Origin of the sequence: Kitasatospora sp. NPDC127111, from assembly GCF_042677465.1 — a bacterium.
Taxonomy (GTDB): Bacteria; Actinomycetota; Actinomycetes; order Streptomycetales; family Streptomycetaceae; genus Kitasatospora.
This window is the reverse complement of the sequence record NZ_JBHXTG010000050.1, coordinates 39,170-63,172: the sequence shown is the minus strand read 5'-3', so window position 1 is coordinate 63,172 and position 24,003 is coordinate 39,170. Positions and strand designations below refer to the sequence as shown.

Genomic DNA, 24,003 nt, shown 5'->3' with positions numbered 1-24,003 from the left:
GATCAGTTGGCGGGGTCTCGCTGGATGGGGCAGCTCATGCAGCGCGGGCCGCCGCGGCCGCGGCCGAGCTCGGATCCGGCGATGGTGACGATCTCGACGCCCTGCTTGCGCAGGTGGGTGTTGGTGGTGGTGTTGCGCTCGTAGCCGACGACGACGCCCGGGGCGAGGGCGAGGAAGTTGCTGCCGTCGTCCCACTGCTCGCGTTCGGCGGCCCGGGTGTCCTGCTCGGCGGAGAGGAAGCGGACCTTGTCCAGGCCGAGGGCCTCGGCGAGCGAGGCGGCGAGGTCGGTGTCCGGGGCGACGTCGAAGCCGGCGGGTCGGTCGGGGGCGGGGGTGAGGGTCCACGCGCGCAGCCCGTCGGCCAGGCCCGGGTAGATGACGAAGGCGTCCCGGTCGATCATCGTCAGCACGGTGTCCAGGTGCATGAAGGCGCGGCTCTCGGGCAGTCGCACCGCGATCAGGCGGTGGGCGGTGCTGGTGGCGAAGAGCTGCTGGGCGAGGGCTTCGACGGCCTGCGCGGTGGTGCGCTCGCCCATGCCGACCATGACCACTCCCGGGGCGAGGACGTGGACGTCGCCGCCCTCCAGGCTCAGGCCCGGGGTCGGGCTGGTGCCGTCGAGCAGCGGGGGCGCGGTCTCGGCGAACAGCGGGTGGAAGCGGTAGATCGCCGCGGTGTGCAGGGTCTCTCGGCGTCGGGCCGGGCGGGCCATCGGGTTGAGGCTGTAACGTCCGCCGATCCAGCAGGAGTTGTCGCGCGGGAAGAGGTGGTTGGGCAGCGGCGGCAGGGCGAAGTCCTGGTCGCCGAGGGTGTGCCAGAGCAGGCTGTGCGGGTTGCGCAGGGGCAGGTCGTCCTTGAGGACGCCGCCGATCAGGTAGCCGGTCAGAGTCTCGCCGTCGAGCTGCTCGCAGAGCTCCCGGACCGGGTCCATCAGGGCGTGGCCGACCGCGGCCGGGGTGACGACCCGGTCGAGCAGCCAGGCGCGGGCGCTGGGGATGCCGAGGGTCTCGGCGAGCAGGTCGGCGTAGTGGTGGACGCGGACGCCGTGGTCGCGCAGCACCTGGGCGAATGCGTCGTGCTCCTCGCGGGCGCGCTTGGCCCACAGGATGTCGTCGAACAGCAGTTCGTCGACGTTGCGCGGGGTCAACCGGGACAGCTCCAGGCCCGGTCGGTGCAGGATCACCTGGTGCAGTCGGCCGGCCTCGGAATCGACACGCAGGGTGGACATGGAGGGTTCGCTCCTCGTTCTCGGTGCAGGTGGTGCTCGGTGCAGGTGGCGCTCGGTGCAGGTGGCGCTCAGTGCAGGTGGCGCGGGGTCAGCGCCCGGCGCAGGATGGTCGGCAGGCCGACCGGACGGGCCGCCCGGGCGGCCTGCGGAAGCTGTGCGGTGGCGGCCGGTGCTCCGACCGGGGAGGCGTCCTCCCCGGTCCGCCCGATGGCGGCGCGCTCGCCCTGGGGTCGCTTGAGCCAGATGTAGACGGGGATGCCGAGCAGGATGGTGAACAGGCCGTAGTAGACGGTCTGGTATCCGCTGCCCTGGATCGACCAGTACGAGAAGGCGAGCGCGAGGAGCGCGACGACGGTGTCCCGGACGAAGCGCCGGCGGTCCAGTTCCTCCCGGCCACGGCGCACCAGCCAGAACAGCTGGGCGGCGGCGGAGACCAGGTACGGGATGACCGCGGTGAGCACGCTCAGCAGGACGATTTCGGTGAAGACCCTGGTGAAGCCGGTGTAGCTGACGACGGTGAGCACCGAGGCGAGGACGGTCGCCGACACGATGCCGAAGGCCGGCACCTCGCCGCGTCCGCGCACCTTGGTGAACGCCGCCGGGAAGAGTCCGTCCTTGGCCGCGGCCATCGGCATCTCGGCACAGATGAGGGTCCAGCCGTTGAGTGCGCCGGTCCCGGAGACGATCGCCGCCAGGGCGACCAGGTCGCCCGCCCAGCTGCCGCCCGCGATGTTGTTCACGGCGTCGGAGAACGGTGCGGTGGAGGAGCCGAGTTGACCGTGGGGGACGGTCCCGAACACCGCCAGGGTCCCGAGCAGGTAGATCCCGGCGCAGGCCAGCGTGCCGTAGACGGTGGCGCGCGGCACGTTGCGCTTCGGCTCCCGTACCCGCCCGGCGGCCACTGAGGCCGTCTCCAGCCCGATGTAACTGAACAGGGCGATCGCCCCCGCAGCGGAGACCGCGCCGAGCGCCGAGCCTCCACTCGCGTTGAAGGCCCCGAAGTTCCCGGACTTCACGAACAGCAGGCCGGCCGTCGCCATGAACGCCAGCGGAAGGAACTTCAGCACCGTCGTGACCAGTTGGAAGGCCCCGATGCTGCGCACGCCCGCGAGGTTGACGACGGCGGGCACCCAGAGCCCCACCAGGGCGATCACGATGGACGCCCAGGTGTGGTGGCCCTTGTTGACGAACACCTCGACGTAGCCCACCCAGGCCACCGCGATGGCCGCGTTGCCCGCCCAGGCGGTGATCCAGTACGACCAGGCGGTCAGGAAGCCCGCGAACTCGCCGAACGCCTCCCGGGCGTACACGTACGGGCCACCGCTGCCCGGGGACCGCTCGGTCAGCCGCCCGAAGGTCACGGCGAGCGCCAGCGCACCCACCGTCACCAGCACGAACGCCACCAGCGCGATCGGCCCGTACGGCGCCAGCGCCGAGGGCAGGGCGAACACCCCGGTCCCGATGATGCTGCCGACGACCAGCGCGGTCGCGGCGGGCAGCCCGAACGACCGCTCCTGCCGGGCCCGCGTGCCGTCCGGGGTCCCTGATCGTCTCCCGCGATCGAGCGCTGACATGAAGCGGCTCCTTTGCCGATGTGCGAAAAATCCGTGGGCCGGTCCGTTCGACCGCCCGTCGCTGAAGATCCTCTGCGCACGGCCCTGCCGTACCCCAGGGGCCGACAGTCCCTCACCTCGGACCCGGCCGTCCCGGATACCGCCCCCATGGGTCCCGCCCGGTCCCGGGTCGACCGGCCCCTCGTGTCCGCGCCCTGCTTCGCTGCGTCGCGGTTCCGATGGGGTCTTGTGGCTGGGGTGCAAGGGCCCACCTGGCCCTCGGGCCGGCCCGAGGTGTCCGGTTGGCTTGGTTCCGCGTACCCCATCCGCCGCTGCCGCCCCCTCCTGGGAGCACAGCCCCTCGACGGGACCTCTCACCATGAGCCCATGCCAGGACACCGACACCCACGCCGCGCCGGCCGGCCTTGCCGCAGCCCGCACCGGGACGACGGCGACCGTGCGCGTCAGCGGTGAACTCGACCTCGACACGGCCGCCCGGATCGCCCCCCTCCTGGTCCGCTCCCTCCGCGGTGCCGACCGGGCGCTGACACTCGACCTCAGCGACCTTCAGTTCTGCGACAGCTCCGGGGTGAACCTCTTCCTGCGTCTGGACCGACTGTCCCGCGCCGAGGGCAAACAGCTGCGTCTGCAGCACATCCCCGCACAACCCGCCCGCGTACTCCGCTTGCTCGGGGTGCAGCACCAGCTGGCCTGCGACTTCCTTGCCGCCTGAACGACCGGACGCGCCACCGCGGCGAATCTTGCGGCGGAGACGGGCACCGAGCCTCCCGAGGGATCGATGCCCACCGGCACGCGCCTTCCGGACGGCGCCGTGCTCGCGCGGTGCGTGGCCCGGCCGGGTCAGCGCGGCACACGTACGAGGTGCTGCCCCACTGCCCGATCACCGGGACGGTGAACGGCAGGCAGCTCCGGGCAACCTCGAGGCGCTCGGCTCGGCGAGGCCACCGGGCCGATCGGCGGTGAGGACCGGCCCGAAGCGCAACGGGTATGCGTCACACGGGACTTCTTCGCGTTCATCGCCGAACGGGTGCCGGATCTCGTCGAAGAGTTCGGAGCGGACAACGGTCTGTGACGGACACGGGCAGAAGGGCAGATCAATGACCGACGCCGCCGTCGAAGCGACAGGGGTGGTCAAGCGGTACGGGAACGCGCGGACCGGCAAGACCGCCCTGGTAGGCCTCGACCTCACCGTGCAGCGCGGAGAGGTGTTCGGTTTCCTCGGCCCCAACGGTGCCGGGAAGACGACGCTGATCCGCCTGCTGCTCGACCTCATCCGGCCCACGTCCGGGACGCTACGGGTACTGGGCGCCGATCCGCGCGACAACGCGAAGACGCGGGGCCGGATCGGCTATCTCGGCGGGGACTTCCGCATCGACAGCCGGCAGACCGGCCGTGAGGCGCTGACCTACCTGGGCGACCTGCGCGGCGGCGTCCCGGCCGCGCGCATCAGCGAACTCGCTGAGCGCCTCGACCTGGACCTGACCCGCCGGATCAGCACCCTGTCGAAGGGAAACCGGCAGAAGGTCGGCGTCGTGCAGGCGTTCATGCACACCCCGGAGCTGCTGGTGCTCGACGAGCCGACCAGCGGTCTGGACCCGTTTCTGCAGCAGCGGTTCGTCGAGATGGTGCGGGAGGCCAACGCCAACGGGCAGACCGTCTTCATGTCCTCGCACGTGATGAGCGAGGTGCAGCAGACCTGTCGGCGGGTCGGCATCATCCGCGAGGGCGAGCTGGTCGCCGTCGCGGACGTGGAGCAGCTGCGCCAGTCGGCGCACCGCACGATCGAGATCGCGTTTCGCGGCAACGTGGGTGCCCGGACGTTCGAGGCGCTGCCGCAGTTGCAGAACGTTTCCGTCACGGACGCGCCGGACGGCGGGAGCGTGCTGCACGCGATCCTGACCGGGAGTCCGGATGCCCTGCTGAAGACCGCCGCCCGGTTCGAGGCGACCAGTCTGCTGGCGCAGGAGCCGGAGCTGGAGGAGATCTTCTTCACCTTCTACGAGCACGGCTCGCACGGGAACGGATCGAAGGGCGTCGCATCGTGAACATCGCAGTCCTGCGCGAACACCTGACGGACAACCGCCGCGGATTCCTGGGCTGGGCGCTGTCGATCACCGCGGTCGCGGCCATGTACTCCTCGCTGTGGCCGGTCATGGGCGGCGGCTCGGGCCTGGCCACCGCGGTCAACTCGTTCCCGAAGTCCATGCGCGACGCCTTCCACATGGAGGACTACGGCACCGCGGCCGGCTACTTCGGCTCGACGGTCTTCGGGCTGCTCGTGCCGGTCCTGCTGGCCGTCTTCGCCACCGCGGCCGGAACCAGGGCGATCGCCGGCGACGAGGAGGCCAGAACGCTGGACCTGGTCATGGCGCACCCGGTTCGCCGGGTCACGCTGGCCCTGTCACGCTGGCTCGCGGTCCTGGCCGGCCTGGTACTGCTGCTCGCGGAACTCGCCCTTCGGGTGCCCGCGCGATTCGCCGCGCTCAGCACGGCGAACCTGGCCGCCATGACCTTCCAACTGACGCTCTTCGGCTGCTGCTTCGCCTCGATCGCCTTCGGGATCGGCGCGTACACCGGCCGCCGCACGTACGCGATCACCGGCAGCGCCTACGTGACCATCGTCGCCTACCTGTGCGACTCCTTCCTCCCGCAGGTCAACGGCCTGCACTGGATCCAGTACTGGTCCCCGTTCCACTGGTACCTGGGCGGCGAACCGCTCAAGAACGGCATCCAGTGGATCCACTGCGCACTGCTGGCGGGACTCGGCCTGTCCTTCACCGCCATCGGAATCTGGGGCTTCAACCGCCGGGACCTTGCCCAGGGCAACTGACGCCCGACCACCGGACAACCCACGGGGACCGCCATCGGAAGCGGCACCTGACGCCTCGCCAATCCGCTCGTGTTCCAGTAGCCACCCGATGACGAGCTTCTTCGGAGCCAGCGCGGCCACCCGGCCCAGGGCCGTCCGCAGGGCTGCGCGCGCCTCCGCCTGGATGCGGGGCAGCCTGCTGGCTCTCCGGCGGCCGCGTCCTGGCGGGCATGAACGTCGACATCTGGGACGTCACCGACCCGATCCGCGACCTGGTCCGCTCGAAGCGGGTCGTCGACGCGGACCGGCTGACGGATCCCGGCATCCCCCTCCGCGACGTCTGAGCCGGGACGAGCACCCCGGAGCCGCCCGGAACCACACCAGGAGGCCACCGAGGCCGGCGTCCCCGGTCCCACTAGCCCCATGGATGCGTCGGAGAAAGTTGACATGTCGGAGTTCTCCGACACATAGTGGTGGGCATGGCAGCAGTCGATGTGTTCAGCGCGTTGGCCAATCCGGTGCGGCGCGGGGTGCTGGAGGCGCTGCGGGACGGTCCGAGCGCGGCCGGTGATCTCGCCGGCCGGTTCGCGCTCAGCAGGTCCGCCGTCTCCGAGCACCTGTCGGTGCTCAGGAACGCGGGGTTGGTGCGGGAGGAGCCGAGGGGACGGCATCGCTACTACCACCTCGAGGCGGAGCCGCTTGCCGAGGTGGACGGCTGGCTGCATCCCTTCGAGCACTACTGGCGCGGCCGGATGGCGGCGCTGGCCGACCTGATCGACGAGGAGAACCCGTGACCACCGACGACCCGACCACCATCCGCTGCGACCAGTTCATCGCCCATCCGCCCTCCGCGGTCTGGAGGGCCCTGACCGACCCCGACCTGCACGCGAAGTGGTGGGCCGCCGGTGACGTGCGGCCCGTCGTGGGCCACCGCTTCACCCTGGACATGGGGCCCTGGGGACAGCAGGCGTGCGAGGTGCTCGCCGTCGAGCCCGAGCGGCTGCTCCGCTACAGCTTCGCCCCGGGCTCGCTGGACACCACGATCACCTGGCAGTTGCTCCCGGAGGGGACCGGCACGCGCCTGCTCCTCGAACACGCCGGCTTCGACCTGGACTCCCCGCTGGGCAAGGCCGCGCTCGACGGCATGGGGCGTGGATGGCCCGACGTCCTGCGGCGCATCGAGCCGGTCCTCGCCGCGCCGACCCCGTAGCGACCGGCCGACGTCACGACGCGGGGGCCGTTCAGCACCGCCCGCCCGGCACTGCCGGTTCGGCGGCGATCAGCCCCCGACCCGGCGCAGGGCGCCGGGGGTGCGGAGGTCGGCCAGGGTCGGGTAGCCGTCCACGGCCATCAGGAGGTCGGCCTCGGCGAGCAGTGAGCGCAGGACGTGGACGACGCCGTCCGTCCCGCCGAGGGCGAGGCCGTAGGCGTACGGGCGGCCGACGCCCACCGCCGTCGCACCGAGGGCGAGCGCCTTGACGACGTCCGCGCCGCCGCGGACGCCGGAGTCGAAGAGGACGGGCAGGCCGTCGGCGGCCTCCACCACGCCGGGCAGGGCGTCGAGGGCCGGCAGGCCGCCGTCGGCCTGCCGGCCCCCGTGGTTGGAGCAGTAGATCCCGTCCACCCCGCCGTCGCGGGCACGCCGGACGTCCTCGGGGTGGCAGATGCCCTTCAGCAGGATCGGCAGATCGGTGAGTGAGCGCAGCCAGGGCAGGTCGTCCCAGGTCAGCGGGTTGCCGAAGACGCCGACCCACTCGCGGACCACGGCCGCCGGATCCTCCTCGGGGGCCTTGGCCAGCCGGGCCCGGAAGACCGGGTCGGAGGTGTAGTTGGCCAGGCAGTGCCCGCGCAGCTGGGGGAAGTTGCCGGTGGCGAGGTCGCGCGGGCGCCAGCCGGTGACCCAGGTGTCCAGGGTGATCACGATGCCCCGGAAGCCCGCCGCCTCCGCGCGGTGGACCAGGCTCTCGGCGAGGGCACGGTCGGCCGGGGTGTAGAGCTGGAAGAAGCCGGGCGTGTCGCCGAACTCGGCGGCGACCTGCTCCAGCGGGTCGACGCTCAGCGTGGACGCCACCATCGGCACGCCGGTGCGGGCGGCGGCCCGGGCGGCGGCGAGGTCCCCGTGCCCGTCCTGGGCGCAGAGCCCGATCACCCCGACCGGCGCCAGGAACAGCGGCGAGGGCAGCCGCAGGCCGAAAAGGTCCACCGTGAGGTCCCGCCGCGCGGCGCCCACCATCATCCGGGGCACCAGGCCCCAGCGCTCGAAGGCGGCCGTGTTGGCCCGCTGGGTGTGCTCGCCGCCCGCGCCGCCGGCCACGTACGACCGGAGCGAGGGCGACAGCGCGGCCTCGGCGCGGGCCGCCAGGTCGGCGAACGTCATCGGCAGGCCGGGTTGCCGGCCGAACAACCCGTCGAGGTAGATCTCGTTCTGGTAATCGCCGAACTGCTGCCCCGTCATGACCCGTCGCCGTCCTCTCCCGCACCCGCACCCGCACCCGCGCCTGCGCCGTCCCGGGGCCGGTCCCGGCGGCGGCCGCCCCGGCCTGCCGAACCCCCGGGGGCGGGTGTCAGCCCCGTGGATCGGACGTGAAGAAAGAAAGGCCGGAGCCCGGGTACCCACCCGCCGTGGGCACCCGGACTCCGGAACCGGTGGCGCCGCCTCCGACGACCGGCCGTCAGGCGACCGGCGGGAAGGCCTCCACGTCGGGCTTGAGCAGCTGGCCGGGCGCGGGCGCGTGCTGGTTCACCAGGTAATCGGTGACCAGCTTGCCCAGCTCGGCGCTGCGGCCGACCGCGCAGTGCTCGACCACGTCGACGCTGACCAGGACGGCGTTGCCGAGCTGGCGCTGCATGTTCTGGGAGAACTTGTACTGGGTGGCCGGGTCGTAGAGGTTGCCGATCACCATGACCGGGTTGGCGGTGCCGCGGTTCCACGGGCCGGAGTAGCGCTCGGCGTCGCGCGCCGGGGCCGGCCAGCTGGCGCAGGCGGGCGCGTCGAAGGCCTGGTAGCGGCCGAAGGTCGGCGACTCCTTCTCCCAGGCGCGGGCCAGGTTGGCGAACACCTTCGGGTTCGACGGGTACGGCTTGTCCTGGCAGTTGACGCCGTAGTACGAGTCGTCGGCGCTGTACGGGGTCTCCGGAAGGGCCTCGCGCAGCGCGGAGGGGACGGTCACGGCCAGCGTGTTCGCGTCCTCGGTGGAGGCCTGCGGGGCCGCCGCCAGAGCGGGCGCGCCCTTCGACTGGAGCACCTCGTGCAGGGCCTGCAGCGACTTGGCGAGCGGGGCCTGCCGGCTCTGCGCGTAGAGGGCGTTGGCCACCTGGCTGGTGAAGCTGGACAGGGTCACCTGGGTGCCGTTCGGCAGGGTGACCGGGCTGGTGCGCAGGTGGTCGCGGATGGCGTCGAACTTGGCCCGGGTGTCCCCCTCGCCGAAGGCGCAGCGCGGGGCGCCGGCCGCCTTGCAGCGCTTGAGGAACTCGTCCAGGGCGAGTTCGAAGCCGGCGGCGCGCTGCCGGTCGTACTCGACGCCGTTGTGCAGCCGCAGGTTGGGGTCGACGTTGCCGTCGATGATCACCGCGCGGACCTTGTCCGGGTACATGCCGGCGTAGGTCGCGCCGATCAGCGTGCCGTACGAGAAGCCGGCGTAGGTGAGCTGCTTGTCACCGACGGCCCGGCGCATCCGGTCGAGGTCGCGGACGACGTTCTCGGTCGACATGTGCTCGATCAGCGGGCCGGCGTTGCGGGAGCAGGCGTCGGTGTAGTCCTCGGTGGCGTCGAGCGTGGCGTCGACCTCGGCCTTGGTGACCGGGACGCCGACCTGCCGGTCGAAGACGGCGGCGGCCTCCTCGTCGGTGGTGAAGCACTTCAGCGGGTTGCTCCGGGCGACGCCGCGCGGGTCGAAGCCGACCAGGTCGAAGCGGTCCTGGACGTCCTTGCCGAACCGGGTGGTGGTGGCCCAGAGGTAGCCGCTGCCGCCGGGGCCGCCGGGGTTGAGGAACAGCGAGCCGATCCGCTTGGCCGGGTCGGCGGCGCGGCGGCGCATCATCGCGATGCCGATCTTCTCGCCGGAGGGGTTGTCGTAGTCCAGCGGCACCGGGTAGACGGCGCAGTCGTAGATCCCCGGGTCGGGCTTGGTCGGGTCGGGATTGCAGGGCGTCCAGGCGACCGGCTCGACCCGGGCCTCGGCGGCCGGCGCGGCCGAGGGGGGTTCGGGCGCGGCCGACGCCGCGACGGCGGTGCCGGCGACGAGGGCGAACGCGCTGGCAACGGCCAACGCCAGACTGGGAATGCGGGACACGTAACCTCCTCCGGTTCAGCAAACCCGGCCAGCCTGGCAGGCGGTGCCCGGAAGGGGAAGACCATGAACCACCGTAGATTCTTCTGGTCAGTCGTCATCAGCCCGGCGATTCGTGGGCCTGACGGATGCTTTGGTACGGATTCCACTGCGGCGTGACCGGGCACCCGGCCTCGCCTCAGGAGCGCGCCCGCGCCAACTCCGCCACCGCGGACGGTTCGGACACCACCACCGAATCCGGCACCGCGGACGGTTCCGGCACCGCGGACGGTTCGGCCACCGCGGCCGGCTCCGACGCCGCGACCGGCCGGCGGCGCTCCGCCCACCGGACCGCCGGACCCATCGCGCAGCCGGCCGCCAGGAAGAGCCCGCCCAGCAGCAGCCACCCGGGCGCGCCCCAGTCCAGCAGCAGGGTGGTGAGCAGCAGCGGCCCGAGGGTGCGCGCGACCGCCACGCCGGAGCCGAAGAAGCCCTGGTACTGGCCGGTCTGGTGGGCGGGGGCGAGGTCGAAACTGATCTGCCAGGAACCCGCGGACTGCTTCATCTCGCCGACCACCTGGAGCGTCGCGGCGACCACCAGCAGGGCGGCCATCGCCCAGAGCGGCACGTCCCCGGCCGACAGGGCGAACACCACGCACGAGGCGAGCAGCAGGACCCCGGCGTCGCGGACGGCGCGCGAGGCGGTGCGCAGTCCGGTGACGCCGCGCGCCGCGCGGACCTGGAAGCCCATCACCACCGCGGTGTTGAGGACGAAGAGCGCCGGACCGAGCCAGCCGAGGTGCTCCGCCCGGGCGGCGATCCAGAGCGGGATGACCAGGCTGAGCAGCGGCATCCGCAGCAGCAGCACGGTGTTGACGAGGGTGACGACGGCGTACGGCCGGTCCGAGAGCACGGCCAGCCGCGGCCCGGCGTCCGAGCGCCCGCTTACGGCGGCCGACGCGGGCACGGCGGGTACGGCGGGCAGCCGCAGCAGGATCAGCCCGCTGACCAGGAAGCCGGCGGCGGTGGCCGCGAACGCGGCGAGGAAGGCCGTGCGGCTGCCGACGCTCAGCACGATGCCGCCGAGCGCGGCGCCGAGGGCCAGGCCGGCGTTGAGGGTCGACTGCAGGTGGGCCAGCAGCGCGGTCCGCTCCGCCCGGGCGACCAGGCCGCCGACCAGCGCCTGCCGGGCGGCCGACAGCCCGGACTGGGTGGTGGCGTAGAGGCAGACCGCGATCAGGAAGGCCGGGAAGGAGCGGACCACCAGGAAGGACGCGACCACCGCGCCGGTGGCGAACGCCAGCAGCACCGCCGTGCCGCGCGGCCCGCGCCGGTCGGCGAGGTGGCCGAGCGGCACGCCCGCCACCGAGCCGATCGCCCAGGCCACCGCCAGGGCGGCACCGAGCCGGGTGGCCGACATGCCGATGACGTGGGTGAAGTACAGCGCCGAGCAGGTGTAGTACGCGCCGTCACCGATGGCACTCGCCAACTGGGCGGCCGCGACGGTCCGTTGCGCGCCGGGCGGTGGTACGAGACGTGTGGACAACTGATCCCCCCGAGGTCGCGGCCGCCCTCGGGCCGCCCTGTTCCTGGCTGATGATGTTCATCCTAAGGACCAGGTGGACCACCGGACAGGTCCATCCACCGCACGGAACAGTGGTCCACTTCGACCCGGCCACGGATGCCGATCTTGGTTGTCGGTCCGCGGCGGCAGCTCCTAGGATCGGCGGCATGGCGACAAGACTCGTGCAGATCAACATGAAGGCCCGGGACGACTCGGCGCTCGGCCGGTTCTGGGCGGAGGCACTCGGGTGGGGTGTCGACAGCGAGGGGCCGGGCGTGACCAACCTCGAACCGGTCGGCTTCGCCTACCCCGACCCCACGGCCGTCTGCATCGACCTCATCGCCCGCCCGGAGCCCAAGACGGCGAAGAACCGGGTGCACCTCGACCTGGCCACCACCTCGACGGCCCATCAGGCGGAGCTGGTCGCGCGCCTGAAGGACCTCGGCGCGACGCTCGCCGACGTGGGGCAGGGCGACGTCCCCTGGACGGTCATGGCCGACCCGGAGGGCAACGAGTTCTGCGTCCTGGAGCCCCGGGAGATCTACCGGGACACCGGGCCGATCGCCGCGGTCGTGGTCGACTGCGCCGACCCACGGGCGATGGCCCGGTTCTGGGGCGAGGCGATGGACTGGACGGTGCACGAGGTCGCCGACGACCACGCGACCATGCGTTCCGCCCAGGGCGTCGGCCCCTACCTGGAGTTCGTCCGCACGCCCGACACCAAGAGCGGGTGGAACCGCGTGCACCTGGACATCCGCCCCTACCCCGGTGACGACCCGGCAGCCGAGGAGGCCAGGCTGCGCGCTCTGGGCGCCTCCGACCCGGGCATCGACCAGTCCGCCATCTCGTGGCGGATCCTGACCGACCCGGAGGGCAACGAGTTCTGCCTCCTCTCCCCTCGCTGAGCTCGCTGACCTCGCCGACCTCGGCCGGCGGCTCCGGCCGTGGGCCCGAGGCCGGCGGCGGGGAGCGCAGGGCGTCGGCGCATCCCCCGAAGAGACGGGGACGGCCCGCTCCGCGGCCATCCGTCGACTCCCGGCACGCTCCCGCCCCGCTCCCGGCACACCTGCGGCACACCCGCGGCTACGCGTCCGGCCCGTCGTGCCGCTCCTTCGGGACGATGGCGTGCATGATCGCGAACCTCGTCAGGTCGACCCGCCGTCGCGAGCCGACCTTGTCGCGCAGCCGGTCCAGGTGGGAGTGGACGGTGTGCTCGCTGATCCCCAGCCGTTCGGCGATGCCGTGGTCGGTCTCGCCCCCGGCGACCAGCTCCAGGATCTGCCGCTCGCGGTCGGTCAGCCGCCCGGCCACCTCGTCGTCCGGGGGCAGCGCGAGCACCGCGGACACGTAGGCGCAGCCGGCCGCGGCGAGGCTGATCGCCACCAGTAGTTCGGCTTCACCGGCCTGCCGGCTCAGGCAGCCGCGGGCGCCGGCGCGCATCGCCTGGGCGACGTCGTCCCGCGGGCCACTGCGGAGCACCAGGACCTCCGTGCCCCGCCCGGCGAGCCGGCCGATCGCGGCCGAGAGCAGCGAGGGCTGGAGCTGGAGGTCGAGCAGGACGACGTCGCCGGGTTCCAGCGCCCCCTCGGCCTCGGCGACGGACTGCGCGCTGACGGTGAGGACGAGGTCCGGCGCGGATTCGATCACCCCGACCAGGCCGCGGCGTAACAGGGGACAGTCGCCGACGACGGCGACGCGTTTGGCGTCGGCGCCCACGGCATCGGCGTTCACGGCATCGGCGTTCATGCATGACCCCGGACGTTCACGGCCCCGCTCGGTTCCAGTCTTCGCCGTCCCTGCCCACCCCGCACCCGGAACGACCGCACACGGAGCGGCCACCGCCGGGCGGCCGCGCGGCCCCGTGCCGGGGCGGGACCACCCCGGTGACGGTGGGTAGTTCCACCCTGTCGTGGCTCCGGCCCGCCGGTCGAGACTGGGACCGGGAGTGACCCCGCGAAGGGAGATCGCCATGTCCAGGAACAACGGCTCCCGGCTACCCAGGCCCGCACGCACCGTAGAGGAGGACAGCCTCATCTCGTCACTCAGGCAGTACATCCGCTCCGAGGGAGCGGCCTACCTCCAGGATCCGAACGTCACCTCCATCGGCATCGGCTACCGGACGAAGGGCTTGCGCAAGGGCGAGGTGGCACTCCAGTTCACGGTGGACCGCAAGGTCTCCGCCCCCGAGGAACTGGAGGCGCTGGGCACCGAGGAGCTGCCCGCGTCCGTCACGGTGGACGGCGTCCAGGTGCCCACCGAGGTCCTCGAACGCAGGTACCACCCGCACTACGAGATCATCGACGAGCCCGAGGGCGACCCCCAGGACCGCCGGAAGCGCCTCGACCCGATCGTTCCCGGCATCAGCATCGGGAACATCCGCATTCCGCCCGGCACGACGGGCATGGCCGGAACGGCCGGCTGCATCGTCTTCGACCGCAGGGACGGCACCGCCTACGTGCTCAGCAACTGGCACGTGCTGAACACGCCGGACGGCGTGATCGGCGACGACGTCGTCCAGCCCGGCGCGCGTGACGACAACCGGGTCGCGCTGAACCACGTCGGCAAGCTGGTCCGCTCCCACCTGGGCACCGCCGGCGACTGCGCGGTGGCCTCCCTCACCCAGCGCCGCTTCGACCGCACCATCCTCGACCTGGACGTCGTGCCCCACGAGCTCGGCCACGCCGCCCTCGGGGACAAGGTGGTCAAGAGCGGCCGGACCACCGGGGTGACCCACGGCCTGGTGCGGCGCATCGAGGTCACCGCCAAGATCGATTACGGCGGTACGGTCGGCGAGCGGGAGATCGGCTGCTTCGAGATCGGCGTCGACCCCGACCTCCCGCCGGCCAACGGCGAGGTCAGCATGCCCGGCGACTCCGGCGCGGTCTGGATGTTCACCGACCGGAGCGACGCCGCGACCGACGTGATCGCGGGCCTGCACTTCGGCGGCGAGACCAAGGACAGCCCGGACGAGCACGCCCTGGCCTGCCTGCCGAGCTCGGTGTTCGACAAGCTGGAGATCGGTCTGGAGCCGCCGACGCCCGAGGCACTGGCGACGCTGGACGGCTACGACCCCGGCTTCCTGGTGAAGCCGATCCAGACACCCGAACTCCACCCGAAGATCGAGCACGACGCGGTGCGGGTCAACGGCTCCGAGGTCATCCGCCACACCCACTTCTCCCTCGCGCACAGCGTGTCCCGGCGGTTCGCCTTCTGGGTCGCCTGGAACGTCGACGGCACGACGATCAAGAAGCTCAACCGCAAGGGCAAGCAGTTCGTCAAGGACCCCGTGGTCCCGCCCGACGACCAGGTCGGCAACGAGCTGTACCGCGACAACCGGCTGGACCGCGGGCACATCGCCCGTCGGGCCGACCTGACCTGGGGCAGCGACGTCGAGGCGGAGAAGGCGAACCGGGACTCGTTCTTCTACACCAACATCACCCCGCAGATGGACGACTTCAACCAGAGCAAGAGGAACGGGCTCTGGGGCCGGCTGGAGGACGCCGTCTACGAGGAGGTCGACGTCGACCACCTGCGGATCAGCGTCTTCGGCGGACCGGTCTTCCAGGACGACGACCGGCTGTTCCGCGGCGTCCGGATCCCCAGGGAGTTCTACAAGGTGATCGCCTTCTCGGAAGGCGGCAACCTCCGTGCCAAGGCCTTCCTGCTCACCCAGAACCTCGAACAGCTGGAGGCCCTCGACCTCGACGAGTTCCGGGTGTTCCAGGTCAACCTCACCGAACTGGAGGACCGCACCAAGCTGCGTTTCGACCCCGAGCTGCACCGGGCCGACACCCTGGTCGTGCCGGAGGTCCTGACGGACCGGCAGCCGCTGGCCTCGCTCGCCGACATCGACTGGAGCTGACCGACCGGACCGACGACCTGAACGGGCACGATCGACCGGGAGCCGCACCGACGGACTGAACCGGCCCTGCCGAAAAGGGGAGTTGAACCGACGGACGAAGGCGGCACACCAGGACGAGCACCCACTCCCCGCCACCCGGGGCGGCGGTACCCGAACCGCCGCCCCCGCACCGCCGCCGTCCGTGCCCACCCATCCGACATGCGCTCAGATGCCCGTTCCGGCCCGAACTGCCCGTGTTGACCGGCCCATAGCCCCCTCCTATGCTCGTCCGCGTTCGCGATCCGGCACCGGGGCCGCCCAGACCCGCCCGGCCGGAGCCGTCACCGGCTCGAAGGGCTCCTCCCATCAGCACCTCCATCGCACCCTCGGACGGCGGCACCGCCACCCCCGCCGACACCGCCACCCCCGCCCCCGCCGACACCGGCGACGCCGGCGACGATCGGGCCGCGACCGACCGGCGGCGCTTCCTCACCTACCTGCTCGCCGCCCCCACCCTCACCGTCGCCGCCCGCCTCGGCCTCGACGCCGCCGCACCCTCCGCCGCCCGGGCCGCCGTCCGGACCGCCGCGGCACCGGCCGAACAGCCCACCGCCGCGCCCCGGTTGCTCGGCCTGCCCGGCATCCCGGACGTCCTCGACCTCGGTGACGCGCTGATCCTGGCCGGCCTTCCCACCTCCCACCTGCTGGTGCTGGAGGTCACCGCCGACGGACGCGCCGCACTGCACCTGCCCCGGCTGGAGGTCGGCCAGGGGCTGACCACCGCGATCGCCATGCTGGTCGCCGACGAGCTCGACGCCCGGCTCACCGACGTCGACGTACCGCTCTCGGACGGCCGCCCCGACCTGCTGTTCAACCAGCTCACCGGCGCCTCCAACTCGGTGCGCTCGCTGTACGACCCGGTCCGCGCCGCCGCCGCGGCCGCCCGGGCCCGACTGGTCACCGCCGCCGCCCACCGCTGGTCGCTGCCGGCCGACACCCTGCGCACCGCCGACTCCGCCGTCCTGGCCCCCGACGGCCGCCGGGCCGGCTACGGCGAACTCGCCGCCGCGGCCGCCGGGATCGCCGTCCCGTCCGTGCCCGCCACGCCCAAGCAACCCGAGCAGCGACGCCTCGTCGGCCGGCCGACCGGCCGGATCGACGCCCGCGACATCGTCACCGGCCGCGCCCGGTACGCCGGGGACCTCGCCGTGCCGGGCGCCGTCCCCTGCGTGGTCGCCCGCCCCACCACCATCAACGGCACCCTCCGGTCGCTGGACGCCTCCGCCGCCCGGGCGATGCCCGGCGTCCTCGGCGTGGTCACCATCCCGACCGGCGTCGCGGTGCTCGCCGAGACCTTCGACCAGGCGCTCAAGGCCCGCGACGCCCTGCGGACCAGCTGGAACCCGGGGCCGGTCGCCACGCTGTCCGACGCCGACATCCGGGCCAGGCTGCGCGCCGCCCACGCGCCGTTCCTCGTCCCCCCGCTGCTCACCCCGTACGTGGACGGCGAGTTCGACTTCGCCTTCGTCAACCACGCGCCGATGGAGGTGCTGACGGCCGTCGCCGACGTGCGCCCGGGCCGCGCCGAGGTCTGGTTCGCCGCCCAGACCCCGATCGTCGCCCAGCAGACCATCGCCGCCGAACTCGGCCTGCCGCAGGACGCCGTCACCGTCCACGTGGTGCGCGGCGGCGGCTCGTTCGGCCGCCGGCTGTTCTTCGACGCCGCACTGGAGGCCGCACAGGTCTCCCGGGCGGCCGGCCGGCCGGTCAAGCTGATGTGGACCCGCAACGACGACATGCGGCACGGCCGGATGCGCCCCGCCAGCCACCACCGGATCCGCGCCACCTACGGCCTCGGCCAGGTGATCAGCTACGAGCACCGGGCCGCCACCGTGCGGACCGACTTCCGGCACGGCCTCGGCGAGGCGCTCACCGCCGCCGGCTTCGACCTCTCGCTCGCCGGCCTCAGCCTCGCCCAGGCCTTCTTCCTGCTCAGCGAGAAGAACCCGTACGACGTCGGCATCCCCACCCAGCTGCTCGCCGAAGTCCCGCTGGACGTGCACACCGGCAGCTGGCGCTCGGTCTACTCCGGCACCGTGCGGGTCGCCGACGAGATCATGATGGACGAACTGGCCCACCGCCTCGGCCAGGACCCGCTCGCCTTCCGCCGGGCCCGGGTGCGCGACGCCGCCGGGCGCGCCGTGCTCGACCAGGTCGCCCAGGCCGGCCGCTGGGGCCGCGCGATGCCCGCCGGCCAGGCCCAGGGCATCGGGTACCACGACGAGAACGGCGGGCGCGTCGCCTACCTGGTCGAGCTCGACGCCACCGACCCGAAGCAGCCGCGCGTCACCAAGGCGGTGATCGCCGCCGATCTGGGCCTGGTGATCAACCCCCGCGGTCTGGAGGCCCAGTTGACCGGCGCGCTGATCGACGGCATCTCGGTCATCCTGCAGGCCGGCAACCACATCGACCACGGCGCCGTCCGCGAGGGCAGCTTCGCCGACTTCCACTACGCCCGCCAGCGGCACACCCCGCCGTCGGTCGAGATCCACCTGCTCCCGCCGAGCGGACCGCCCGGCGGCGCGGGCGAGTTGGGCGTCCCGGCCGCCTCGGCGGCGGTCGCGAACGCCTACGCCCGGGCGACCGGCACCAGCCCGCGCTCCTTCCCCGTCAACTTCTGAGCCCTCCGAAGGACTTCGCCCCCGCCATGCCCACCCACACCTTCGTCCTCAACGGGCAGCCGGTCAGCGTCGACGCCCCGGACGACATGCCCCTGCTCTGGGTGCTGCGCGACAAGCTCGGCGTCACCGGCCCCAAGTACGGCTGCGGCGTCGGCGTCTGCCGCGCCTGCACCAGCCACCTGGACGGCGAGGAGTTCCAGCCGTGCACCGTCGCGGTCAAGGACTGCGCCGGCCGGCAGGTCACCACCATCGAGGGCCTCGCCGACGGTGACACCCTGCACCCCGTCCAGGAGGCCTGGCTCGCCTGCGACGTCGCCCAGTGCGGCTTCTGCCAGCCCGGCCAGATCATGACCGCCGCCGCCCTGCTCCGCCGCACCCCCTCCCCCACCGACGCGGACATCGACCAGATCCAGAACATCTGCCGCTGCGGCACCTACCCCCGCATCCGCGAGGCCATCAAGCAGGCCGCCGCCACCAGCGCCCGGCAGCCGACGCCCCCGGCCTCGTAGCCGACGGGGTCCGGCCGTCCACGGGTGCTCCCGCCGGGGTGGATCCTCTCCCTCGCGAGAGCCAGGCGTCTCATCCCCACGACCTGTGCGCCACCGTATAACAGGGTGTTAGCGTCGGCCTTGTACGCCACCGTACACAGCGGATGAGGCAGAGGAGACAGCGTCATGGCATACGGATTCGTCGCCTACCACTACCCGGCCCCCGAGCACTTCGAGGAGTTCGTCGGCCGCTGCCACCAGGTCGCCGACGTCATGCGGAAGCAGCCGGGCTTCCTGTCCGTCGGAGTCTGGGCCACGCCCGACGGCGACGCGGTCGTCACCACCGGCGCGTTCGAGTCCGAGGAGGCGTTCCGGGCGACGGCCGACACCGCCCGCGAGCTGGGCGCGACGCCCGACGGTCTGAGCGATCTGGAGGTCAAGCCCCGCCTGGTCCACTTCCTGGTGTCACGGTGACGGTGATGCCGTGACGCCCGCGACCGGTGTCGCTCCGGGGTTGAAGTTGCCGCAGCGTCAACGCCTACGGTCGAACCAGGGACGGAACGAACCGGCCCACGGCGAGAAGGAGTGGGCGATGGCCTGGCGGATCGCGGAGGTCGCCCGGATGTCGGGCGTGACCGCCCGGACGTTGCGGCACTACAGCGAGATCGGGCTGCTACGACCCGCGTGGATCGGCCTCAACGGGCACCGCTACTACGAGGAGGGCGAGCTGCTGCGACTGCAGCAGATCCTCGTGCTGCGGGAGTTGGGGCTCGGGCTGCGCGAGATCGGCGGGATCCTCAGCAAGCAGGCGGACCAGCTGGAGTCACTGCGCGCACACCACCAGCGGCTGGTGGAGGAGCGCAAGCGCCTCGACATCCTGACCAGGACGGTGGCCCGCACCATCGCCGAACTGCAGAGAGCGAAGGAGGACAACACGATGCCGAACATCAACCGTCCGGAGAACCTGTTCGAGGGCTTCAACCCGAGCGAGGACTCCTTCGGCGACGAGGTGCGGGAGACCTGGCCCGAGCTGACGGAGGCTTCGCAGCGGCTGGCCGCCTCGATGACCCCCGAGGAGATCGAGCAGGGCCAGCGGGAGCGGACCGCGCAGATGATCCGGTTGGCCGAGCTGATGGTCGCCGGGACGCCGGCCGACGACCCCGCCGTCCTGGTCGAGGTGGCCGCCCAGTACCGGGCGATGGCGCAGGTCCACGTGATGGGCGCGGAGGAGTTCGCGGCGATCGGCGAGGCGTGCGTCGCCGACGAGCGGTGGCGCGCGGCGTACGAGCAGATCGCGGCCGGTCTCGCCGAGTACCAGCGCGACGCCATCGTTGCGTACGCGGACACCCGGCTCGCCTGACCCGGACGGCCCCGGCAGTTGCCACCACCTGTCGGGGCCTTCGTCGGGGCGGTGCCGCCGAGGCGTCGACCTCTGCTCCGGGGCTCCCGCGCTCCAGCGGCGCTCCGGCAGCGTGCTGCTGGGCCCGGCACGAGGTGGAGGCCGCACGCACCCCGCCCCGGTCGACCCACGCCCCCCAGGGCCTCGGCATCGGCGTCGGCCGGGCACGGCGCTCAGCCGGCCGCCTTGCGCAGCTTCTCCAGCTGCCGGGTGAGCACGTCCGGCGGCGTCTTCGCCGGCGCGCCGCCCGCCGCGGCGGCCGGGGTCAGGGGGCTGGGGGCGAAGACCGCCACGACACCGCCCTGCCGGACGACGACGAGCTCCTCGGCCTTGCCGCCGCTGGTGAGGGTGTAGGAGACCGCCTCGTCACCGAGGGCGGGGGCGGGCAGCGCCGCGACGGTTCCCGGCCTGGGGATGCCGCCCTCGTAGTGGGTGCAGGTCGTCAGGGCGGTCTTCAGCGCGGACAGCACCTGGTGGGCACCCTCACCCTCGAAGCTGCCGAGGAAGACGCCGGCGCCGACGGCCGGGTCCGCCTCCTTGGCGGGCATGAGGTTGACGCCGCCGTACGCCGCCGGGGCCGGCCGGACCTTCCCGGTGCGGATGTTCTCGATCGGCTGGCAGTCCGCCGGACGCGTGGGGAGGGGATCGCTCTTGCCCACCTCGAAGGGGATCTCCATCACCGTGTACCCGCTCAGGTCGCCGCTGCCGAGCAGCGCGGCCCGCACCTCGGCCTTGCCGAGCAGCCGCGCGGGCGCGGCCGGCGGCTTCGCACTCGTGGGCGGGGCACCCGCCGGCGCCCCCGTCGGGTCACCGGCCGCCGCCGTCGCACCCGAACCCGCCGCCGCGGCCGGGGCCGAGGAGCCGACTGCCGCCCCCGCGCCACCGCCCGAGCCACCGCTGCCGCAGGCCGCGAGCAGCAGAGCGGCGGACAGACCGAGGGCCGGTCGAGCGTACTTGCCGTGCATCAACGTTCTCTCCGTCCAGGTCGCGGCGCTGCCGCCACCGCCGGACCAGGCGGTGGTCGCCATCCGCGGCCGGCAGACATGCTGGCACAGGAGAACCGGCCTGATCAGCCAATCTCCGCTATTCAGAGATAAGTTGATGGTACGTCAGGATCCTTCGGGAGCGGAGTGGCAGGGCCCGGTCACCACGCTCCCGGGTCCCGGCCGAAGAAGGCGGCGAGCCGGTCGTAGAGCGGGGCGTCGTCGGGAACGGTGACCTCGGGGCCGAAGGTGAGGCCGTCCTCCTCGCTGCCGCGGTACTCGGGGCGCAGCGCGCCGCGGGCCCAGGCCAGCGAGGCGCGGGCCACCTCGTGGTCGAGGCCGTCCGTGGACTGGCCGGTGGCGCGGGCGAGGTCCCAGCCGTGGACGGCGAACTCGGCGATCTGCTGGTCGACCGGGAAGCGGGCGGGCAGCTTGCCGACGTTCGGGATCTCGATGACGCCGGTGAGGTCCCCGGCGTTGCGCCAGGCGGCCACCAGCTCCTCGGCGCCGGCCTCGAAGCGGTGCAGCCAGTCGTCCTCGACCCGCTCGAAGGACTGCGACCAGTCCGGGTTGCCGCCGTTCGCCCGGACGGTGAACTGGCTCAGGTCGAAGAGGAGGTGGCTGATCAGCGTGCCGACGTCCCAGGAGCGGCAGGGGGTCGGGTGGCCGGCCAGCTCGGTGCCGACGCCGTCGATCAGGCCGGCGGTCTGCGCGAGGGCCCGGGCGAGCAGGTCGATCGGGTCTTCCGCTGCGGTCATGGCAGACACCTCTTCGGATGCGGGACAGGTGCTCGGACCGGCCGATCGTAAACGGGACCACCGACGACCGGCCCGGCGCAACACGCGCCGGGCCGATTGCCGTGTCTGCCTAGCCGACCACCTTCCTACCGGCCGGCCCACCTACCTGACTGCCTTCCGGCCGGCCGGCCTGGCCGCCTGCCGCCTGGCGGGTCAGGGCCGGCGGGCCGCGCCCTATGCCGCGAAGCCGCCGTCCACGGCGATCTCGGCGGCCGTGATGTAGCGGCCGTCCTCACCGGCGAGGTGGGCGGTGGTGGCGGCGATGTCACCCACCCGGCCGAAGGTGCCGAGGGCCGTGAGCGAGGCCTGGAACTCGGCCGACGGGCCGTCCGCCGGGTTCATCTCGGTGTCGATCGGCCCCGGGTGGATCACGTTGACGGTGATCCCGCGCGGCCCCAGCTCGCGGGCGAGCGCCTTGGTGAGCCCGATCATCGCGGCCTTGCTGGCCGAGTAGAGCGAACCGCCGGGGAAGGCGACGCGCTTGGCGATGCAGCTGCCGATCGTGATGATCCGGCCGCCCTCGGCCAGGTGGGCCGAGGCCGCCTGGGCGTACAGGAACGGCGCCCTGACGTTGACCTCCAGCACCCGGTCGACGTCGTCCAGCGCGATCTCCTCGATCGGGCCGAGCACGCCGACGCCCGCGTTGTTGACCAGGATGTCGAGCCGGCCGAAGCGCTCCGCCACCGCCGCCACCACGGCCCGGACCGCCTGCGGGTCGGCGCTGTCCGCCCGGACGGCCCAGCCACGCCGCCCCATTCCCGTGATCTTGGCCGCGACCGCCTCGGCCCGCTCGGCGCTGCCCTGGTAGGTCAGCACGACGTCGGCGCCGTCCTCGGCCAGCCGCAGCGCGACCGCCTCCCCGATCCCCCGGCTGCCGCCGGTCACCAGGGCCACCTTGCCGTCGAGCTTCGCGGTCACGGTCGTGGTCACAGTCGTCATATCGGTTGAACTCCCTGTCTCGTTCTCGGACATGACTCGATCCTCGGCCAACGGGGCGGGCGAGTCCGGCGGTATTCGGACATCGCGTTCAACGTTCAACAACCCGCTCCCGGACGCTCCCGGACGCCCCCGCAAACCCCCGTCAGCCCCCGTGAGCGCCCGGCCGCCGCGCCGCCCCCCGGCGCACGCCGGAGCCCCCGTCAGGCAGGAGGAGCCTCCCGGAAGGCAGTAGACCTCCCGGAAGTACGAGCCGCCCACGGCCGTCCGGTGGGGCCGACGCGCCGCTCACCGTCACCCATCGGCCGAGGCGTGCCGCCTACCCCGTCCGCCGCGCGGACGCGGCCGAGCGGCCACCCCCGGCAGGGGTGGCCGCTCGGATCGGGTGGAACGGGCCGTCAGAGGCCGAGCGTCTGGCCCGGGAAGATGAGGTCCGGGTCGGCGCCGATCGTCCTGACGTTCTTGGCGTACAGGCTCGCGGTGTCGGTGCCGAACTTGGCCGCGATGTCGCTCAGGGTGTCACCGCTCTTGACGGTGTAGCTGCCGCCCGAGGCGTTGGTGGCCGGGGCGGTCGGCGTGGACGGCCTGGCCGCGTCCTGGGACTTCCCGGACGGCGACTTCGGCGTGGACGGCTTCGGGGACGACTTCGCGGACTTCTGCGCGGGCTGGGCCTGCGCGGGCTTGGCCTGCTGCTGGTTCTTGGGCGCGGCGGGCTTGGGGTTCGCGGGCTTGGGGTTCGCGGCCCTGGCCGCCGGGGCCGGGGCCGGGGCGTCGACGGCCGCCGGGGCGCCGCCCTTGGACAGGCCCGCCTTCGCCGAGCAGACCGGCCAGGCGCCGGGGCCCTGCGAGGCGAGGACCTTCTCGGCGACCGAGATCTGCTGCTCCCTGGTCGCCCTGTTGGCCTGCGGCGCGTACGCGGTCCCGCCGTACGCGGCCCAGGTGGACGGGGTGAACTGCAGCCCGCCGTAAAAACCGTTGCCGGTGCTGATGCTCCAGTTGCCGCCGCTCTCGCACTGGGCGACGGCGTCCCAGGACGAGGTGGGCGCGGCGGAGGCCGAGGTGGCCGTGACGAGGCCGGCCACCGGCAGGGCCGCGACGACCCCGCCGGCCAGCACGAGACGGGCGCGGTTGCGGCGCTTCCCGGTGGTGGTGTTGGTGGTGGTGGCAGCGGCGATCTCGTGACGGTTTGTCATGAATGTCCTCTCGGCAAGCCCCGGGCAGGCAGGCGGAACCAGGCCCTTGGCAGGGCCGTCGTCGCTCTCCTCACTCGATGGGCGGCCGCGCACGCGTCCGACGTGCCGTGCCGCCCCGGCCACCCCCGCTCGCCGACGGCCTGTTCGAGCCGGCCGCGTCGGCGGGCACCGCCCTCGCGCCGGAGGTCAGTCGGCGGGCTGTGCATCGGGGGTGAACCCGGGTGGTGCTCGTTGCACCGCCCAA

General features: G+C 72.9%; 21 protein-coding genes and 1 pseudogene. 12 read left to right on the top strand and 10 right to left on the bottom strand.

The features are described from left to right. Positions 1 to 2: 2 nt before the first annotated feature. Positions 3 to 1,226 carry an arginine deiminase gene (locus ACFVHB_RS26600; RefSeq protein WP_380327252.1) on the bottom strand — a complete coding sequence of 408 codons (1,224 nt, stop codon included), beginning with the start codon at positions 1,224 to 1,226 and terminating at the stop codon, positions 3 to 5. Between the two features lie 68 nt (positions 1,227 to 1,294). Continuing rightward, complete coding sequence (locus ACFVHB_RS26595; RefSeq protein ID WP_380327250.1) at positions 1,295 to 2,800, bottom strand: amino acid permease; 1,506 nt, start codon at positions 2,798 to 2,800, stop codon at positions 1,295 to 1,297. Positions 2,801 to 3,158: 358 nt separating this feature from the next. Here ACFVHB_RS26595 and ACFVHB_RS26590 point away from each other — a divergent pair, with 358 nt between their 5' ends. From ACFVHB_RS26590 to ACFVHB_RS26565, 6 genes and pseudogenes are all read left to right on the top strand, one after another. Next, entirely contained in the window at positions 3,159 to 3,512 is a 354-nt protein-coding gene (locus tag ACFVHB_RS26590) for an STAS domain-containing protein (protein ID WP_380327248.1), read from the top strand. 385 nt (positions 3,513 to 3,897) lie between these two features. Further along, positions 3,898 to 4,845: an ABC transporter ATP-binding protein gene (locus ACFVHB_RS26585; protein ID WP_380327246.1), complete on the top strand. Its 948-nt coding sequence runs from the start codon at positions 3,898 to 3,900 to the stop codon at positions 4,843 to 4,845. Then, entirely contained in the window at positions 4,842 to 5,630 is a 789-nt protein-coding gene (locus ACFVHB_RS26580) for an ABC transporter permease subunit (RefSeq protein WP_380327244.1), read from the top strand. The genes ACFVHB_RS26585 and ACFVHB_RS26580 overlap by 4 nt, the downstream gene beginning before the upstream one ends. 173 nt (positions 5,631 to 5,803) lie before the next feature. Then, positions 5,804 to 5,953: pseudogene (locus ACFVHB_RS26575) on the top strand (NAD(P)/FAD-dependent oxidoreductase); the annotation flags it as partial. Positions 5,954 to 6,088: 135 nt separating this feature from the next. Then, positions 6,089 to 6,403 carry an ArsR/SmtB family transcription factor gene (locus tag ACFVHB_RS26570; RefSeq protein ID WP_380327242.1) on the top strand — a complete coding sequence of 105 codons (315 nt, stop codon included), beginning with the start codon at positions 6,089 to 6,091 and terminating at the stop codon, positions 6,401 to 6,403. Then, a complete protein-coding gene (locus ACFVHB_RS26565) occupies positions 6,400 to 6,819 on the top strand; it encodes an SRPBCC domain-containing protein (RefSeq protein WP_380327240.1) in 420 nt (139 codons plus the stop codon). The genes ACFVHB_RS26570 and ACFVHB_RS26565 overlap by 4 nt, the downstream gene beginning before the upstream one ends. Before the next feature lie 69 nt (positions 6,820 to 6,888). Here ACFVHB_RS26565 and ACFVHB_RS26560 read toward each other — a convergent pair whose 3' ends face one another. From ACFVHB_RS26560 to ACFVHB_RS26550, 3 genes are all read right to left on the bottom strand, one after another. Beyond that, positions 6,889 to 8,064, bottom strand: coding sequence for an alpha-hydroxy-acid oxidizing protein (locus tag ACFVHB_RS26560; RefSeq protein WP_380327238.1), 1,176 nt, complete (start codon positions 8,062 to 8,064; stop codon positions 6,889 to 6,891). Between the two features lie 217 nt (positions 8,065 to 8,281). Beyond that, positions 8,282 to 9,901 carry an alpha/beta fold hydrolase gene (locus ACFVHB_RS26555; protein WP_380327236.1) on the bottom strand — a complete coding sequence of 540 codons (1,620 nt, stop codon included), beginning with the start codon at positions 9,899 to 9,901 and terminating at the stop codon, positions 8,282 to 8,284. Between the two features lie 175 nt (positions 9,902 to 10,076). After that, entirely contained in the window at positions 10,077 to 11,423 is a 1,347-nt protein-coding gene (locus ACFVHB_RS26550) for an MFS transporter (RefSeq protein WP_380327234.1), read from the bottom strand. Between the two features lie 185 nt (positions 11,424 to 11,608). Here ACFVHB_RS26550 and ACFVHB_RS26545 point away from each other — a divergent pair, with 185 nt between their 5' ends. Next, a complete protein-coding gene (locus ACFVHB_RS26545; protein ID WP_380327232.1) occupies positions 11,609 to 12,346 on the top strand; it encodes a VOC family protein in 738 nt (245 codons plus the stop codon). Positions 12,347 to 12,524: 178 nt separating this feature from the next. Here ACFVHB_RS26545 and ACFVHB_RS26540 read toward each other — a convergent pair whose 3' ends face one another. Beyond that, the gene (locus tag ACFVHB_RS26540) at positions 12,525 to 13,187 is read right to left on the bottom strand and encodes a LuxR C-terminal-related transcriptional regulator (protein WP_380327230.1); all 663 of its coding nucleotides are present in this window, start codon (positions 13,185 to 13,187) and stop codon (positions 12,525 to 12,527) included. Between the two features lie 223 nt (positions 13,188 to 13,410). Between ACFVHB_RS26540 and ACFVHB_RS26535 the strand changes: the two genes are divergently transcribed. The 5 genes from ACFVHB_RS26535 to ACFVHB_RS26515 all read left to right on the top strand — a co-directional run bounded on the left by ACFVHB_RS26535 (position 13,411) and on the right by ACFVHB_RS26515 (position 19,811). Next, on the top strand, positions 13,411 to 15,303 hold the full coding sequence (locus ACFVHB_RS26535; protein WP_380327228.1) for a DNA/RNA non-specific endonuclease: 1,893 nt from the start codon (positions 13,411 to 13,413) through the stop codon (positions 15,301 to 15,303). A gap of 260 nt (positions 15,304 to 15,563) precedes the next feature. Then, on the top strand, positions 15,564 to 17,963 hold the full coding sequence (locus tag ACFVHB_RS26530) for a molybdopterin cofactor-binding domain-containing protein (protein ID WP_380327226.1): 2,400 nt from the start codon (positions 15,564 to 15,566) through the stop codon (positions 17,961 to 17,963). 26 nt (positions 17,964 to 17,989) lie between these two features. Further along, a complete protein-coding gene (locus ACFVHB_RS26525) occupies positions 17,990 to 18,472 on the top strand; it encodes a (2Fe-2S)-binding protein (protein ID WP_380327224.1) in 483 nt (160 codons plus the stop codon). A gap of 165 nt (positions 18,473 to 18,637) precedes the next feature. Then, a complete protein-coding gene (locus ACFVHB_RS26520; RefSeq protein ID WP_380327222.1) occupies positions 18,638 to 18,925 on the top strand; it encodes an antibiotic biosynthesis monooxygenase family protein in 288 nt (95 codons plus the stop codon). 118 nt (positions 18,926 to 19,043) lie between these two features. Next, positions 19,044 to 19,811 (top strand): MerR family transcriptional regulator, encoded by a 768-nt coding sequence (locus tag ACFVHB_RS26515; RefSeq protein WP_380327220.1) that lies wholly within the window; start codon positions 19,044 to 19,046, stop codon positions 19,809 to 19,811. Between the two features lie 212 nt (positions 19,812 to 20,023). Here ACFVHB_RS26515 and ACFVHB_RS26510 read toward each other — a convergent pair whose 3' ends face one another. The 4 genes from ACFVHB_RS26510 to ACFVHB_RS26495 form a co-directional block, all read right to left on the bottom strand. Further along, the gene (locus ACFVHB_RS26510) at positions 20,024 to 20,878 is read right to left on the bottom strand and encodes a hypothetical protein (protein ID WP_380327218.1); all 855 of its coding nucleotides are present in this window, start codon (positions 20,876 to 20,878) and stop codon (positions 20,024 to 20,026) included. Between the two features lie 116 nt (positions 20,879 to 20,994). After that, a complete protein-coding gene (locus ACFVHB_RS26505; RefSeq protein ID WP_380327217.1) occupies positions 20,995 to 21,591 on the bottom strand; it encodes a TIGR03086 family metal-binding protein in 597 nt (198 codons plus the stop codon). A 213-nt stretch (positions 21,592 to 21,804) separates the two neighbouring features. Further along, positions 21,805 to 22,569: an SDR family NAD(P)-dependent oxidoreductase gene (locus tag ACFVHB_RS26500; RefSeq protein ID WP_380327215.1), complete on the bottom strand. Its 765-nt coding sequence runs from the start codon at positions 22,567 to 22,569 to the stop codon at positions 21,805 to 21,807. 395 nt (positions 22,570 to 22,964) lie between these two features. Further along, positions 22,965 to 23,759, bottom strand: coding sequence for a transglycosylase family protein (locus ACFVHB_RS26495; RefSeq protein ID WP_380327214.1), 795 nt, complete (start codon positions 23,757 to 23,759; stop codon positions 22,965 to 22,967). Between the last annotated feature and the right edge of the window lie 244 nt (positions 23,760 to 24,003).

Coding starts and splice junctions, on each gene's coding strand:
- ACFVHB_RS26600 (WP_380327252.1), bottom strand. CDS start 1,226: ATGTCCACCCTGCGTGTCGATTCCGAGGCCGGCCGACTGCACCAGGTG.
- ACFVHB_RS26595 (WP_380327250.1), bottom strand. CDS start 2,800: ATGTCAGCGCTCGATCGCGGGAGACGATCAGGGACCCCGGACGGCACG.
- ACFVHB_RS26590 (WP_380327248.1), top strand. CDS start 3,159: ATGAGCCCATGCCAGGACACCGACACCCACGCCGCGCCGGCCGGCCTT.
- ACFVHB_RS26585 (WP_380327246.1), top strand. CDS start 3,898: ATGACCGACGCCGCCGTCGAAGCGACAGGGGTGGTCAAGCGGTACGGG.
- ACFVHB_RS26570 (WP_380327242.1), top strand. CDS start 6,089: ATGGCAGCAGTCGATGTGTTCAGCGCGTTGGCCAATCCGGTGCGGCGC.
- ACFVHB_RS26560 (WP_380327238.1), bottom strand. CDS start 8,064: ATGACGGGGCAGCAGTTCGGCGATTACCAGAACGAGATCTACCTCGAC.
- ACFVHB_RS26545 (WP_380327232.1), top strand. CDS start 11,609: ATGGCGACAAGACTCGTGCAGATCAACATGAAGGCCCGGGACGACTCG.
- ACFVHB_RS26540 (WP_380327230.1), bottom strand. CDS start 13,187: ATGAACGCCGATGCCGTGAACGCCGATGCCGTGGGCGCCGACGCCAAA.
- ACFVHB_RS26535 (WP_380327228.1), top strand. CDS start 13,411: ATGTCCAGGAACAACGGCTCCCGGCTACCCAGGCCCGCACGCACCGTA.
- ACFVHB_RS26530 (WP_380327226.1), top strand. CDS start 15,564: ATGCTCGTCCGCGTTCGCGATCCGGCACCGGGGCCGCCCAGACCCGCC.
- ACFVHB_RS26525 (WP_380327224.1), top strand. CDS start 17,990: ATGCCCACCCACACCTTCGTCCTCAACGGGCAGCCGGTCAGCGTCGAC.
- ACFVHB_RS26520 (WP_380327222.1), top strand. CDS start 18,638: ATGGCATACGGATTCGTCGCCTACCACTACCCGGCCCCCGAGCACTTC.
- ACFVHB_RS26515 (WP_380327220.1), top strand. CDS start 19,044: ATGGCCTGGCGGATCGCGGAGGTCGCCCGGATGTCGGGCGTGACCGCC.
- ACFVHB_RS26510 (WP_380327218.1), bottom strand. CDS start 20,878: ATGGCGACCACCGCCTGGTCCGGCGGTGGCGGCAGCGCCGCGACCTGG.
- ACFVHB_RS26505 (WP_380327217.1), bottom strand. CDS start 21,591: ATGACCGCAGCGGAAGACCCGATCGACCTGCTCGCCCGGGCCCTCGCG.
- ACFVHB_RS26500 (WP_380327215.1), bottom strand. CDS start 22,569: ATGACGACTGTGACCACGACCGTGACCGCGAAGCTCGACGGCAAGGTG.
- ACFVHB_RS26495 (WP_380327214.1), bottom strand. CDS start 23,759: ATGACAAACCGTCACGAGATCGCCGCTGCCACCACCACCAACACCACC.